Source organism: Kosakonia sp. YIM B13588 (assembly GCF_042788165.1).
GTDB lineage: Bacteria > Pseudomonadota > Gammaproteobacteria > Enterobacterales > Enterobacteriaceae > Kosakonia > Kosakonia sacchari.
The window spans coordinates 252,486-266,829 of sequence record NZ_JBHZPO010000006.1; the positions used below are offsets into that span (position 1 = coordinate 252,486).

General features: G+C 54.5%; 15 protein-coding genes. 7 read left to right on the forward strand and 8 right to left on the reverse strand.

What is annotated here, in order from left to right; all coding sequences use genetic code 11:
* Positions 1-18 precede the first annotated feature (18 nt).
* Genes ACFX4U_RS13170 through ACFX4U_RS13190 form a run of 5 tightly spaced genes read right to left on the reverse strand, consistent with a single transcriptional unit; the run spans position 19 to position 5,172 of the window.
* Positions 19-549 carry a spore coat U domain-containing protein gene (locus ACFX4U_RS13170; RefSeq protein ID WP_305735525.1) on the reverse strand — a complete coding sequence of 177 codons (531 nt, stop codon included), beginning with the start codon at positions 547-549 and terminating at the stop codon, positions 19-21.
* Between the two features lie 26 nt (positions 550-575).
* Positions 576-1,292: a molecular chaperone gene (locus ACFX4U_RS13175; RefSeq protein WP_313506680.1), complete on the reverse strand. Its 717-nt coding sequence runs from the start codon at positions 1,290-1,292 to the stop codon at positions 576-578.
* Positions 1,293-1,315: 23 nt separating this feature from the next.
* Positions 1,316-1,843, reverse strand: a complete 528-nt coding sequence (locus ACFX4U_RS13180) for a spore coat protein U domain-containing protein (protein WP_313506681.1) — start codon at positions 1,841-1,843, stop codon at positions 1,316-1,318.
* A gap of 18 nt (positions 1,844-1,861) precedes the next feature.
* A complete protein-coding gene (locus ACFX4U_RS13185; protein WP_313506682.1) occupies positions 1,862-2,902 on the reverse strand; it encodes a spore coat U domain-containing protein in 1,041 nt (346 codons plus the stop codon).
* On the reverse strand, positions 2,893-5,172 hold the full coding sequence (locus tag ACFX4U_RS13190) for a fimbria/pilus outer membrane usher protein (RefSeq protein WP_313506683.1): 2,280 nt from the start codon (positions 5,170-5,172) through the stop codon (positions 2,893-2,895). Before ACFX4U_RS13190 ends, ACFX4U_RS13185 begins: the two co-directional genes overlap by 10 nt.
* A gap of 688 nt (positions 5,173-5,860) precedes the next feature.
* Here ACFX4U_RS13190 and ACFX4U_RS13195 point away from each other — a divergent pair.
* From ACFX4U_RS13195 to ACFX4U_RS13210, 4 genes are read left to right on the forward strand one after another with little or no spacing between them, the layout of a single operon-like run.
* On the forward strand, positions 5,861-6,778 hold the full coding sequence (locus ACFX4U_RS13195) for an ABC transporter substrate-binding protein (RefSeq protein ID WP_065370526.1): 918 nt from the start codon (positions 5,861-5,863) through the stop codon (positions 6,776-6,778).
* Positions 6,779-6,786: 8 nt separating this feature from the next.
* Positions 6,787-7,941: an ABC transporter permease gene (locus ACFX4U_RS13200; RefSeq protein WP_313506684.1), complete on the forward strand. Its 1,155-nt coding sequence runs from the start codon at positions 6,787-6,789 to the stop codon at positions 7,939-7,941.
* Complete coding sequence (locus ACFX4U_RS13205) at positions 7,934-8,881, forward strand: ABC transporter ATP-binding protein (protein ID WP_305735531.1); 948 nt, start codon at positions 7,934-7,936, stop codon at positions 8,879-8,881. The genes ACFX4U_RS13200 and ACFX4U_RS13205 overlap by 8 nt, the downstream gene beginning before the upstream one ends.
* On the forward strand, positions 8,865-9,602 hold the full coding sequence (locus tag ACFX4U_RS13210) for an ABC transporter permease (protein ID WP_305735532.1): 738 nt from the start codon (positions 8,865-8,867) through the stop codon (positions 9,600-9,602). Before ACFX4U_RS13205 ends, ACFX4U_RS13210 begins: the two co-directional genes overlap by 17 nt.
* On the opposite strand, the gene ACFX4U_RS13215 is transcribed toward ACFX4U_RS13210, so the two are convergent.
* Positions 9,577-9,690, reverse strand: a complete 114-nt coding sequence (locus tag ACFX4U_RS13215; RefSeq protein ID WP_086868231.1) for a protein YohO — start codon at positions 9,688-9,690, stop codon at positions 9,577-9,579. The two genes, ACFX4U_RS13210 and ACFX4U_RS13215, sit on opposite strands and share 26 nt — an antisense overlap.
* A gap of 60 nt (positions 9,691-9,750) precedes the next feature.
* Entirely contained in the window at positions 9,751-10,482 is a 732-nt protein-coding gene (mlrA, locus tag ACFX4U_RS13220; protein ID WP_313506687.1) for an HTH-type transcriptional regulator MlrA, read from the reverse strand.
* 219 nt (positions 10,483-10,701) lie between these two features.
* Here mlrA and ACFX4U_RS13225 point away from each other — a divergent pair, with 219 nt between their 5' ends.
* The 3 genes from ACFX4U_RS13225 to ACFX4U_RS13235 are packed head-to-tail and all read left to right on the forward strand — an operon-like array spanning position 10,702 to position 13,642.
* Positions 10,702-12,390 (forward strand): sensor histidine kinase, encoded by a 1,689-nt coding sequence (locus ACFX4U_RS13225; protein ID WP_349350520.1) that lies wholly within the window; start codon positions 10,702-10,704, stop codon positions 12,388-12,390.
* Complete coding sequence (gene btsR, locus ACFX4U_RS13230; RefSeq protein ID WP_017459820.1) at positions 12,384-13,103, forward strand: two-component system response regulator BtsR; 720 nt, start codon at positions 12,384-12,386, stop codon at positions 13,101-13,103. The genes ACFX4U_RS13225 and btsR overlap by 7 nt, the downstream gene beginning before the upstream one ends.
* Before the next feature lie 53 nt (positions 13,104-13,156).
* A complete protein-coding gene (locus ACFX4U_RS13235) occupies positions 13,157-13,642 on the forward strand; it encodes a DUF1456 family protein (RefSeq protein WP_305735536.1) in 486 nt (161 codons plus the stop codon).
* A gap of 84 nt (positions 13,643-13,726) precedes the next feature.
* On the opposite strand, the gene ACFX4U_RS13240 is transcribed toward ACFX4U_RS13235, so the two are convergent.
* Complete coding sequence (locus ACFX4U_RS13240) at positions 13,727-14,182, reverse strand: YehR family lipoprotein (RefSeq protein ID WP_249881323.1); 456 nt, start codon at positions 14,180-14,182, stop codon at positions 13,727-13,729.
* Positions 14,183-14,344: the final 162 nt, after the last annotated feature.

The window sequence follows — 14,344 nt, forward strand, 5'->3', positions numbered from 1 at the left end:
GTGCTTTTAATCACCTTTCTAATAGGTGACCGTTAAGGTCACCGTATCCGCATAACTTCCCGCTTCAGGCATTGGCGTTCCCGCCGGAATTAAACCGTAAACCGGCGTGGTTTCCGCCGATCCTGTCCCCGTTCCCGTCGCTACCGGGTTTTGTGCATCATTAATGCCAATCGTGCTGCTGTGTGCGGCATCGGAGTAGAGATTGTAGGGCAGCAAACCTGTTGCTGTATCCGCCATCTGACGCTGCGAGCTGCTGGCATGCAAACCGCCGTCAGCGGTCAGTGTCCACGCCGTTCCGGTAGAGCAAAGTGTTGATACCGCGCCGTTGGCGACGGTGCCGGAGGTGGTATCGGCCGTGACATCGGCGGTCAGATTGGTAATAGTGCCAAAATTAAGCCGCGCCGGGCCGGTCGCACCCGTCGAGGTGGTATTGACTGAGCAGGTGGATTGCACCACCGCCTGGACCTGTAACGTCCCGGTTGCTGTCACGGCGCTGGCGGCAAACGGGACGGATAACAACGCGTATAAGCACAAATTTGAACTCTTCATTTCGTTCTCCTCCGGGTGGGTTCCCGTTACAACGTACCGGTAATGGCTTTGCCATTGATTTTTGCTTCAACGGCGTATCGGTGGCCGGTCATGGGAGTGAACGGCGTACCGCGAATGTCATAATCCCGGTAGCTATGCCCAAGGATGTAGCCATTCACGGAGTTAACATTCAGCGCCACTTTTTGACTGCTGTTGTGATCAACCAGGTAAACATCGGTCAACAAGGCGTGGCGGTTGCCGTCATTGCGCGCGGAAACGTACCAGCCACGGCTGTCGCGCTTCATGCCCCATGTCACCGTGGCAACCGCTTCTTGCGTGGTGATAAACAGAGGATGTGATGTCCGCAGGCTCATTTTGACGCCGCCGCCCGCGCTTCGGGCGTCAACAGGACGCGGGATCTCATCGATAATGATGCGATACGTCAGCTCTTGCGCGGGTGTGCGCGTATCTTTCCTGAAAATCCGCACGTTATAGGAGCGGCTGGCGGAGAGGGTGACAAACGGTGGGCTAATCACAATCTCATCGGTTTCACGAAACTGGTCATTGCCCTTTTCCTGCGTCCAGCGAAAGACGCGCAGCTGAATCGGCGCGGCGTCTGCTGAGTCATTCTTGATAGTCATCGAAATGGCTTTTTGCCCGGCATCCATTTGCAAAGAGACCGGGGAAATTGTCAGCGCAACCGCACTTGCGTGGCCTGTTATCAGCAAAAACAGCATGCAGCAGGGCCGCAGTGACGTTCTCATACCCGTTTTCCTCCTTCCCGCTGCTAGTAGTTGACCGTCAGCGTCACACTGTCGCTGTAATTTCCCACGCTGGGGATAGGCGTATCCGCCGTGACGATCCCGTACATTGGCGTGAGTTGCACGGCACTGGTTCCGGTGCCAGACGCGACGGGGTTCGCCGGGTCATTGATGCCAATCGGAAAGGCGTATCCTCCATCACTATAGAGGCTATAGGGCAGCATCATGACGCCGTCACTCATCTGCCGCTGTGTGCCGTTAAGGTGGTTGCCGCCATCGGCGGTGAGCGTCCACGGTACGCCCGTTGAACAGATGACAGACGCGGCACCTGAGCCTGCGGCCGCTGCGTTAGTATCCGCGCGGGTGGGGCGCCCGGCGGTAATGGTGCCGAAATTGAGCAACGCAGGTGATGGCGCGTCGCGAAAGTTGCCGGTGTTGACGACGCAGGTTGCCACCAGCGTCGCCTGAATCGTCATGGTGTCCGTGGCGGTATCTGCAATCGCACAGGCGCAAAACAACACGCTGACTGCGCTGCTAAATAGTGTTGCTCTCATTTCCACGTCCTCCTCTTGTTAATAGGAAACCGTCACAATCACCCTGTCCTGATAGGTCCCTAACGCGGAGGGCAGGGCGGATCCGGCGGCAATCTTGCCGTAAACAGTATTAAAGGTCTGGGTTGCCGAGCCGGTACCGCTCATGCCGTTGACGCTATCCCAAATCGTGGTCGCCGCCGCTGTGGTATACAGCTGATAAGGTATCCTGCTGCTACCGTCGCTGCCGAGCATATTGCGGTTGCCGCTGCCTGCTGCATCGCGGTTCAGGCCATCGCCCAGATAGAGGGTGTAAGGGGTACTGAGACTACAGGTGAAATAGACATTACCCTGTGCTCTGACATCAGCTGCAAGGGTATTAACGGCGGCGATATTACCGAAATTGATGGTATCCACCGCGTTAATGGAACAGACCTTGGGTACAACAACCGTAAACGTGTAAGTGGTAGTGCCCCAGTCCTGCCCGTCGCCATTGGGGCCGCCCTGACCGGCTTTATTGCACAGGGAAGTGCTGGTGGACCCCCCCTGCATATCGAGGGTAAAGCGAACCGTAACGGTATAAACACCCGGGGGAACCGTTCTCGCCGCGCCTGCCGGGATCGTGATGCGGATTGAACTGAGCAGTGGCCCGGAGGATGTCCCCGAGGTGCCGACGGTTGTGGTACCGCCGGTTCCATACCAGCTACCGGCACCCGCCGCGACGCTGGCTGGCGCGGGGTTGGGCGAAGCTGCACCTGTACCCGCAGTGGAAAACAGGCTGTAGCCCAGGGTGTAGTTGGTTCCGTTATAGGCTATCGCACTCGACTGCCCGGTATAGGCGTCCATATACAGGCAGACCCAGTCGCTGTAGCTGGGGTAGAAAATAGTCCCCGAGTTGCAACTCCAGCTGTCATTGATGGTGATGGTCTGCGCCTGGGCAATCGTTGCGGCGGTATAGGTGAATGTCGTGGCGTGATTGCTGCTGGTACAGTAATCCGCCTGAGCAGTGCGCATCGGTGCAAAGTAGGCCGCACAGGCTAAACCCAGAGCCATCACGCAGCGGAGCAGGCGGCTTAGCGGCATACGATCTCTCCTGCGTTATGGCGTGCAGTGGCTTTATGCCAGCTAAAACGCGACCGGCAACTGCCTTTATCAAGCAGGTCCACGCTCAGATCGTTTGCGCCTTCTTTTAATCCCCGCAGATAAACCAACCCGTCATAGCCAACGACGCCGGATTGTTGACCGTTGAGCGTTACCGCATAACCCGGCGAAATCATCTGGTGTGCATCCGCAAGCAACAGTTTTGCCGTGGCGCTGTTGATTTGCTCCGTGCGGAAATCGACAATGCTGCCGCGCCGCCAACCAGCAACGGCGATTTGTTCGGTACTGGCGGCTTCCCAGCCCTCCTGCATATCGCTGGTATCAAGGTAAATCTCGTTATCAACCCAGGGTAAAATGTGCGGAATAAGAAAATTACCGTTCGCATCGCTTTTGCCTAAATCAACGCCGCCGTTCAGGACGGTGCTGTTTGGCCCGGCATTTTTCACCACTGCGAATGCGTCACCAATTTCATTGGCGGCGAAGAGATGGCCTCCGGCAGCGACCAGCGAGCCGCTGGCGGCAAGGGTAGATTGCCGCTGACTGCCATATTGCGAGAGTTGCGCATTCAGCCATGCGGCGCGCGCCCGGTAATCACCACGCGCGCTGAGCAGATTGTTGCCATTATCGTAGTGGGTTGCATTGATACCCCAGCCAAATGAATTAAGTTGCTGATTGCTGCTACTGCTGATTTCCTGGCTATAGCTGGTGTCATTGCTGTTTTTTACGACGCTCGTCGTCGCGTCAAGGCGATCGGAAAAACTGATGCGAAGCCCCAGCCACAGACTCCAGTTATCGTTGTGGTTAAGATCTTTATAAAGGTTGGCATATAGCGTTGCGTTGTTACGAATACTGCTATTGGCGTTAAGCGATACGGTTCGATAGGTGTCCTGCGCCCAGGCTATTTCATTGTAATAGGCGCTAAAAGACAATCCCGACGTCGGTGACCAGGATAAACCATAGCGATCGATGCGCTCGGCAATAGCGCTGGTGTTAATAAAATCTTCTGCATAGGTTCGTGTGCGTAATACATTGGCATATTTTTTCTGCGCGATAATATTTGCCACCCGGGCTACATCATAATAATTACCGAAAGTACGTTGTGTGCTGGCATTAAAAGAGACGTTTTTCGTCACGCGGCCCTCAATTCCTGCCAGCACTAAGTTACCCGATGCCCCTTTATATTCACTGTGGGCAGCATCAAGATTGATGGCTGATATTCCGGCAAGGGTTTTAGCTATGCCGCCACCAATATTGGCTAGACCATCGGAGGTATATTCCGTGTGGCCGGTTAATGTTGCGGTCGGTCGCCAGCCATAACGAACAGAGCCGATGGCAAACAGATGATTATCGTAATCATTTGATGCGGTGCTATAGCCAAAGCGGGGAACACCGATATCAACCGAGTACTCTTTGAGATCTTCACGCAATACCTTCGGCGTGTAGTAGTAAGATTGGGTTGTAGCTATTTGCCGACCGTTAACATCGCGCGTGATCAGTGTGACGTCATTACCGGAAACCGAAGGCAACATTTTCAAATCAAACGGGCCAGAGGGAATTTCCCCGCTGTAAATACGCTGCTGGTTAACATAGAGATCGAGTGAAGAAGGCAGTGCTGCCGAACCAGAATAAGAGGGCAGAGCAGTGGTAATAATATCGGAGCGTTGCTGGTAAGCGCTGGCAATCTGTAAACCGGCGAGCCTCACGCTACTGCCCCATTCAACCGTGTTACTGACAAAATCCCCGAGTTGCCATGAGCGGATATTCTTCGCATCGACATATTGCCAGTAAGAGTCGAGGCGAACGAAATCATTATTAACAAAACGAGAACTGCCATTATTATAAAGCCCGGATGAGACGAAATTACCGTAGTTACTGCTGAAAATTCCTTCCATATTGGCTGAGAAGAAATTACCCGCGTCATTATTTTCATTATAAAGGTTATAATTCAGTACCCCTGCGTTAATTCCCCCGGCATCCATATTGGTTTTTTCCTGATATTGATCCGAAGCCATGTTTAGCTGGTAAGGAGTAAGCCTGGTGGTGGGTAGGTTAATATCAATGCTCTGGGTTTCAACATGATATTGATAACGTAATTGAGGAATGTCGTTAAGCTTTACCAATTGGTTATCGGCAATATCAGATGCGATGTTAATGCGTAATTTACGCAGATCACGACCGTACGCCAATATTTCACCCTGCGGGTTTTGCTGGAATTGACCAAAATCTTCGGTTTTTGATTGATTAATTCTCACATCAAGTACCAGGGCTGTAAGGTCGCTATTTTTCATTATCGTGTTCTTTGGAATAACCAGTGGAGAGGGATAGCGTACTAATTCTTCCGACGAAGGTTGCGGTACAGAAAGCTGGGTAATATCCTGGTTGCTTGGCGGTATAGTGAGCGGCGAAAGCGGCGTTCTCTGCGCCTGCGCCAGACCATAAACAGTGCTGTAGTTGAGTAAAAAAATTAATACGAATCGGGTTTGCCATATCATCATTTGAATGCGGTTTGATATTGAAAATTCATCAATGAGCAGGTTTAAACATCATCAGTTTTGCTTTTGGTTATTTAATTAACGTGTCATGTCATTAAATTTAGTTTTTAATTTTTATTTTTGCTCAAAGGTAGTGGAGAGACGGAAAGTTTAATACTGGTTGTTTTCTCTTTAAAAATTTGGATATTAAGAACTTTCATACTTTTGTTCTCATTAACCGACGGCGATTCAAAAGGGAAATATGATAAAACAAAATATAATATCGATAAGTCGCTTTTTTTTGGCATGATTTTCAATTCAAAGCGAGGATGCGTTACGCATTGTGGGTAATACAACGTGTTTAACCCCCGCATTTCCCGCTGGGGCCTTAGCCAGGCAAAACTGTGTTTTTCGTCTACGCTTTTTTCTCAAGCTGCTGAAAAAGTCGGTAAAAAATGAGGGAAGTACAATGACAATCATGAAAAAGATTGCGTGCTCAATAGGGTTGATGGCTGCGGTGAGCCTGCCGCTGCAGGCGGCGGAGCCGGTAAAGGTCGGTTCCAAGATTGATACCGAAGGGGCGCTGCTGGGCAATATCATTTTGCAGGTTCTGGAAAGTCACGGCGTAAAAACGGTCAATAAAGTGCAACTCGGCACCACACCAGTGGTGCGCGGCGCGATTACCTCTGGCGAGCTGGATATTTACCCGGAGTACACCGGCAACGGCGCGTTCTTCTTTAAAGATGAGAACGATGCCGCGTGGAAAAATGCGCAGCAGGGCTACGAGAAAGTCAAAAAGCTGGATGCTGAAAAAAACAAGCTGGTATGGCTAACCCCCGCCCCGGCGAATAACACCTGGACTATCGCGGTGCGTCAGGATTTGGCGCAGAAAAACAAGCTTAACTCGCTTGAGGATTTGAGCCGCTACCTGAAACAGGGCGGTGACTTTAAGCTCGCCGCTTCGGCTGAATTCATTGAGCGCACCGATGCGCTGCCCGCCTTTGAAAAAGCCTATGACTTTAAGCTGAAACAGGATCAACTGCTGTCGCTGGCCGGTGGAGATACAGCGGTAACCATCAAAGCGGCGGCACAGCAAACCTCAGGCGTGAATGCGGCGATGGCCTACGGTACGGATGGCCCGGTGGCAGCGCTCGGTCTGCAAACCCTGAGCGATCCGAAAGGTGTGCAACCCATTTATGCGCCAACGCCAGTGGTGCGTGAATCTGTACTGAAAGCCTACCCGGAACTGGATACGTGGCTGAAACCGGTCTTTGCCAGCCTGGATGAAAAAACGCTGCAAAAACTCAACGCCAGCATTGCGGTTGAGGGGCTGGATGCGAAGAAAGTCGCGGCAGACTACCTGAAAGAAAAAGGCCTGGTGAAATAATTACCCCTATGGATGTTTCGATACGCTGCCATAACCGTGTGTTGTTGCTGTTGGCGGTGCTGGGCGGGCTGGCGGCGTGGCTGCCGTTTGTGAACTATGCGCCAAACCGGCTGGTTTCCGGTGAAAGCCGCGCCTTATGGCAGCTTTTTTCCGCGTTGTGGCTAGTTGCACCCTGTCTCTTACTGGCGATGAGCTTTATTCCCGGTCGCGGTGCGCAGGTGGCAACTCTGCTGTTCACCGAAGTACTGTTCTGCGTGCTGGTATGGAGCGCGGGCAGGGCGGCGACCGATCTTGTGCAGACCGGCAGCCCGCTGGCGCGCACGTCGCCCGGCAGCGGGTTGTGGCTGTGGCTGGCGCTAACGCTTTTGGCCTGTAGCGATGCGATTCGCCGGGTTGTCTCCAACCCCGTATGGCGCTGGCTGCTGCATGCGCAGGTGTGGTGCTTTCCTCTCTATTTATTGCTCAGCGGCGCGCTGGATAATCTCTCGCTGTTACGCGAATACACCAATCGCCAGGATGTGTTCAACGATGCGCTGGCGCAGCATTTAACGCTGTTGTTTGGCACGCTACTGCCTGCGCTGGTGGTCGGCTTTGCCGTCGGGCTGTGGTGCTATCGTCATCCTTCCCGCCAGGGACCGGTGTTCGCGGTGCTCAATGTCATTCAAACCATTCCGTCGGTGGCACTGTTTGGCTTACTGATTGCGCCGTTAGCCGGGCTGGTAAAACAATTCCCCGAACTTAGCCAGTTGGGGATTGCCGGCACCGGCATGACACCGGCTCTGATTGCGTTAATCCTCTATGCCTTGCTGCCGCTGGTGCGCGGTGTGGTCGCCGGGTTAAACCAGGTGCCGCAGGAGGTGCTGGAAAGCGCCGAAGCGATGGGCATGAGCGCGCGCCAGCGTTTCTGGCAGGTGCGCGTGCCGCTGGCGCTTCCGCTGTTGCTGCGCAGCCTGCGGGTAGTGGCGGTGCAAACGGTCGGGATGGCGGTGATTGCCGCATTGATTGGTGCGGGTGGGTTTGGTGCGCTGGTCTTTCAGGGGCTGCTGAGCAGCGCGCTGGATCTGGTGCTGCTGGGCGTCATTCCGGTCATCGCCATGGCGGTGATCGTTGATGCGTTATTTGCCTTAGGGATAGCGCTGCTGAAGGTGAAACATCATGATTGAATTTAACAACGTCAGTAAAACCTTTGCCGGGCAGCCCGCGGTAAGCCATCTCGATTTACAGGTTAAAACTGGCGCGTTCTCGGTGCTGATTGGCACCTCGGGATCCGGAAAATCCACCACCCTGAAGATGATTAACCGGCTGGTGGAGCATGACGAAGGCACAATTACCTTTGCCGGGGTGGATATCCGCTCGCTGCCGGTGCTGGAGTTGCGCCGTCGCATGGGTTATGCCATTCAGTCGATTGGTTTATTTCCTCACTGGACGGTGGCGCAGAACATTGCCACCGTGCTGCAACTGCAAAAATGGTCGCGCGCGAAGCGTGACGCGCGGGTCGATGAGCTCATGGCCCTGCTGGGGCTGGAGCCTGCTCTGCGTGAGCGCTTCCCGCATCAGCTTTCTGGCGGGCAGCAGCAGCGTGTGGGCGTTGCCCGCGCGCTTGCCGCCGACCCGGAAGTACTGTTAATGGATGAGCCTTTCGGCGCGCTTGATCCTGTTACGCGCGCGGCGTTACAGCAAGAGATGGTGCGCATTCACCGCTTGCTCGGGCGCACCATTGTGCTGGTGACGCATGACATTGACGAAGCATTGCAACTGGCCGATCACCTGGTGCTGATGGATGGCGGAAAGGTGGTCCAGCAGGGAACGCCGTTATCAATGCTGACTGCGCCGCATAACGATTTTGTGCGCGAGTTTTTTGGCCGCAGCGAGCTTGGCGTGCGGCTGCTCTCGCTGCGCCAGGTGAGCGGTTATCTGCGCAGTGAACGCGTTGATATCGGCGAACCGCTTCAGGAGGCGATGACACTGCGTGAAGCGCTCTCGGCGTTTGTTGCTCAGCAGTGCGAGGTGCTGCCGGTGAATAATGCGCAGGGACAGCCCTGCGGCAGCCTGCATTTTCGCGATTTGCTGCGCGTGGAGGCCGCTTGTGAAGATCCTGCGTGACCCGCTGCTGTGGCTGATGGCGCTGTTTGTTGCGCTACTGGTCTGGTTACCGCACAGTGCGGCGCTGTTTAGCGCGTTCTTTCCGCAACTTCCGCGCCCGGTCTATCTGCAGGAGAGTTTTATTTCGCTGACCGTCGCCCATTTCTCGCTGGTCGCGGTTTCCAGCGTGATTGCGATTGTGCTGGGCGTTGGGGCAGGCGTTGCGGTCACACGTTCTGCCGGGCGGGAGTTTCGCCCGCTGGCGGAAACCATTGCCGCCGTAGGGCAAACTTTTCCCCCGGTGGCGGTGCTGGCGATTGCTGTGCCGGTAATGGGCTTTGGTAAACAACCGGCGATAATTGCGCTGGTACTGTATGGCGTATTGCCGATCTTGCAGGGCACGCTGGCGGGGATCGCCTCGGTGCCGGAAAGCGTGCAAAGCGTGGCGAAAGGCATGGGCATGAGCGCGTGGCAGCGGTTGTTAAAGGTGGAGTTGCCGCTCGCAGCACCGATGATTATCGCCGGGGTGCGCACGTCGGTAATTATTAATATCGGCACCGCCACCATCGCGTCAACGGTGGGCGCAAGTACGCTGGGTACGCCAATCATCATTGGCCTGAGCGGTTTTAATACGGCTTATGTGGTGCAGGGGGCGGTGCTGGTGGCGCTGGCAGCAATTATTGTCGATCGGGGATTTGAGCGACTGGCGCAGCGGCTCAACCGACACCGCCACGCACAATAAACGAATAACCGGCGAGCATCACGCCACCAATGCCGCCGATAGCCATCAGCAAAAAGATAGCGATAACCAGAATTTTACCAGACTTCATTTTATGCTCCTTCTGAATCAGGCTGACATTATAAAGGCAAGTTGAGTTGTTAATAAAACATTAAATGCCGAGCAACCAGACGCTGTGCCCCGCTTCGCGCCATGCCAGCATCTGCTGTTGCTGTGCTTCACCCGGCGTTTCACCGCACCATACCAGCAGTGTCCGTCCGGGGAACATCTCCGGGCGCAGTTGGGGCAGGGCGTGCGCCAGAATATCCACCCGCCATCCCTGCTGGCTTGCCATCCAGCCCTCCAGCCACAGCCGCGTGGTGTCCTGCACGTTCCAGCCAATCACCAGCGCGTCTTTGCCCGGTTTTTTACGCGCAGACGCCAGGCAGCCGGAAATGTAATTAATAAGGATCCCGTCAAGCAGGCTCAGCATCGCCAGCAGGGCGGGCTGCTGAGTTTGTAGCCGCAATCGTAAGGGGATAAGCAGATGCGTTGCCAGCGCCTGCGCCGGGTAATCGCGCCCGTGCTCTTTAATCCACTGATGCAGGCGATGCGGGTCGCCCTGTTGCAGGTATTGCAGGGCGGTTTCCTGCTGGGCGCGCCAGCCATCTTGCGTCTCTTCCAGTGTCGGGGAGAGCAGCTTTTGCACTTTGCTGACCTGCACGCCGGTCTCGATCCAGCGTTTGATCTCCCGGATACGGTCAATGTCCTCTTCGGTGAATAACCGGTGGCCGCCATCCGTGCGCTGGGGTTGTAATAGTCCATAACGTCGCTGCCAGGCCCGCAGCGTCACGGGGTTGATGTCGCATAACAACGCCACTTCACCGATTGTGTAAAGCGCCATGGTGTTACCCTCGCCAGCCGACTCCCTGTATAACTGTAGCCGCTGCCGCCTGGCACAGGATGCGCAGCCGCAAAATTGCGCAAAATGTGTGCGAACGGTTAATCACACTGGCTTACTTTGTGATGCGGAGCACGATTTTGTATTTTTTTGCAGCGCTTCAAAGAAACATCTGAAAACACCCTGTATGTTACGCGCTTTGGTTGATGTGGTGTTGCGGGTATGTACGAGTTCAATCTGGTGTTGCTGCTGCTTCAGCAGATGTGCGTGTTTCTGGTTATCGCCTGGTTGATGAGCAAAACGCGGCTGTTTATTCCGCTGATGCAGGTAACCGTGCGCTTACCGCATAAGCTGCTGTGCTATGTCACCTTCTCCATTTTTTGCATCCTCGGCACCTATTTCGGCCTGCATATCGAAGATTCTATCGCCAACACGCGCGCGATTGGCGCGGTAATGGGCGGTCTGCTCGGCGGCCCGTTGGTGGGGGGGCTTGTCGGGTTAACCGGCGGTATTCACCGCTATTCGATGGGCGGTATGACCGCGCTGAGCTGCATGCTCTCTACGTTTGTTGAAGGGCTGCTCGGCGGCCTGGTACACCGCGCACTGATCAAACGCGGGCGCACCGATCTGGTGTTTAGCCCGTTTACCGCCGGGGCGGTGACCTGCGTGGCGGAACTGATCCAGATGCTGATTATCCTGCTTATCGCCCGTCCGTTTGATAGCGCGTTGCACCTGGTGCAAAGCATCGCTGCGCCGATGATGGTCACCAATACCGTTGGCGCGGCGCTGTTTATGCGCATCCTGCTCGATAAGCGCGCGATGTTCGAAAAGTACACCTCGGCGTTTTCCGCTACCGCACTGAAAGTGGCGGCGTCGACGGAAGGGTTTTTGCGCCAGGGCTTTAACGAAGAGAACAGCATGAAGGTGGCGCTGGTGCTCTATAAAGAGCTCGATATTGGCGCGGTGGCGATAACCGACAGGGAAAAACTGCTGGCCTTCACCGGCACCGGGGACGATCACCATCTGCCGGGGCGACCTATCTCGTCGGTGTGGACGCAGCGCGCCATTGAAACCGGCGAAGTGGTTTATGCCGACGGTAACGAAGTGCCCTACCAATGTTCGCTCCATCCGCAATGCAAACTCGGTTCAACGCTGGTGATCCCGCTGCGTGGCGAAAACCAGCGCGTGGTGGGCACCATCAAATTATATGAAGCGAAAAACCGCCTGTTCAGCTCCATCAACCGCACCCTGGGCGAGGGGATAGCGCAACTGCTCTCGGCGCAGATCCTTGCCGGGCAGTACGAGCGGCAAAAGGCGCTGCTCACTCAGTCGGAAATTAAGCTGCTGCATGCGCAGGTAAACCCGCATTTCCTGTTTAATGCTCTGAACACGCTAAAAGCGGTGATCCGCCGCGACAGCGATCAGGCCGGATTGCTGGTGCAATATCTCTCGACATTCTTTCGTAAAAATTTAAAACGCCCGTCGGAAGTGGTGACGCTCGCGGACGAAATTGAACATGTGAATGCCTACCTGCAAATTGAAAAAGCGCGTTTTCAGTCGCGTTTGCAGGTGCAATTGCATGTGCCTGAGGCGCTGTCGCACCTGCAACTTCCGGCGTTTACCCTGCAACCGATTGTGGAAAATGCCATCAAGCATGGCACGTCGCACCTGCTTGGCGTGGGCGAGATTGTGATTAACGCCAGCCAGGACGGGCGGCATCTGGTGCTGGACATTGAAGACAATGCCGGGTTGTACCAGCCGAAAACCGACGCCAGTGGATTAGGCATGAGCCTGGTGGATAAGCGCCTGCGCGCGCGGTTTGGCGATGAGTGCGGCATTACCATTGCCTGTGAGCCGGATCGGTTTACCCGCATTACCCTACGACTCCCGCTGGAGGAACACGCATGTTAAAAGTGCTGATTGTTGATGATGAACCGCTGGCCCGGGAAAACCTGCGTATTCTGCTTCAGGAAGAGAGCGACATTGAGATTGTGGGAGAGTGCGGCAACGCCGTCGAAGCGATTGGCGCGGTGCATAAATTGCGCCCGGATGTGCTGTTTCTTGATATCCAGATGCCGCGCATTAGCGGGCTGGAGATGGTCGGGATGCTCGATCCGGGAAACCGGCCGTATGTCGTGTTCCTGACGGCGTTTGACGAATACGCAGTACAGGCGTTTGAAGAACATGCGTTCGATTACCTGCTCAAACCGATAGAAGCTCGCCGCCTGGAGAAAACCCTCAGCCGTTTGCGTCTTGAGCGAAACGTGCAGGATGTGTCGGTGCTGCCGGAAAACCAGGAAGCGCTGAAATTTATTCCCTGTACCGGGCATAGCCGGATCTGGCTATTGCAGATGGATGAAGTGGCGTTTGTCAGTAGCCGCATGAGCGGCGTGTATGTGACCAGCCAGGAAGGCAAAGAGGGGTTTACCGAGCTGACGCTGCGTACGCTGGAGAGCCGTACGCCGCTGGTGCGCTGCCACCGCCAGTACCTGGTCAACATGGCGCACCTTAAAGAGATCCGCCTCGAGGATAACGGCCAGGCGGAGCTACTGCTGCGCGATGGCCTGACGGTGCCGGTGAGCCGACGTTATCTGAAAAATTTAAAAGAGGCGTTGGGGTTGTAAATTCCTGTGCGATGCCTACACTGCGCGCTGGTTCATCATTTCCGGAAATAAATATGCTTAATAACGATATCCTGCGCAGCGTGCGTTACACCCTGCAAGCTGATAACACCGCGCTGGTGCGCATTCTGGCGCTGGCGGACACGGCAGTGACCGTTGAACAGCTGGCACCCTGGCTGCGCAAAGAAGACGAGGAAGGTTATAAGCCGTGCCCGGATATTGTGTTGTCCGCGTTTCTGAATGGCCTTATCTATGAAAAGCGAGGCAAAGATGAAACCGCGCCGCCGTTGGTTGTTGAGCGCAAGTTGAATAACAATATCGTGCTGAAAAAACTGCGTATCGCTTTCTCGCTAAAGACGGACGATATTCTGGCTATTCTGACCGCCCAGCAGTTCCGCATCTCGATGCCGGAAATCACTGCGATGATGCGTGCGCCGGATCATAAGAACTTCCGCGAATGCGGCGATCAGGTGATGCGCTATTTTCTACGTGGTCTGGCGGTACGCGAGCAAAAACCGAAGGGTAAAACCGACGCGGAATAATCGATAATCCTTCAGGCTGCATCGCTGGTGGTTTAGCGCCAGGCGGGCATCGCCAACAACGCGCAGCCTGAAGGAGAACAGGACTTACTGAACTTCTTTAAAGCCGCGTGATTTCAGCAGCTCTTCTGATTTCTTCATGCTGATTTTGCCATTGACCGTGCCGGTAAACTCGGAACCCTGCAGGTTGTTCAGCGCAGCAAAATCGACTTCGTTGTAATCCACATCCAGCGTCTCTTGCGCGTAGGTTTCCTGATAATCGACGCTCTCTTTGATCCCTTTAATGCTCTGGTATTTTTTGCTGATCGGATCCAGCACTTTCATGGCATCTTCTTTGGTTTTCGCACCGATAGAGGCGTACTCAATTTTGTTTTTGGCAGTTTGACGCTCAACTTCGTCACCTTTGTAGTAATAGGTCAACGTCACTTCTGTGCCCGCCTGAGCAAAGGTAAAGGTTTTGCTCTGCTCTTTTTCCCCACAGCCGGTCAGACCAATGAGTAAAGCGACAGAAAAGAGTGCGGCGATGAGTTTACTGAATTTCACGATAATCCCCTGTTTTCCATGTGAAGTAATGTTTGGTAATGCAAAATTGAGTATAGAAAAAGGCGCTGAATTCAGCGCCTTATTTTTGTCTATAGAAAACCACCAGCTAGGCTGGTGGTTCCGTAAAGCTTTCAGCTTTAAGCCAGTTATTAAAACCCCTTT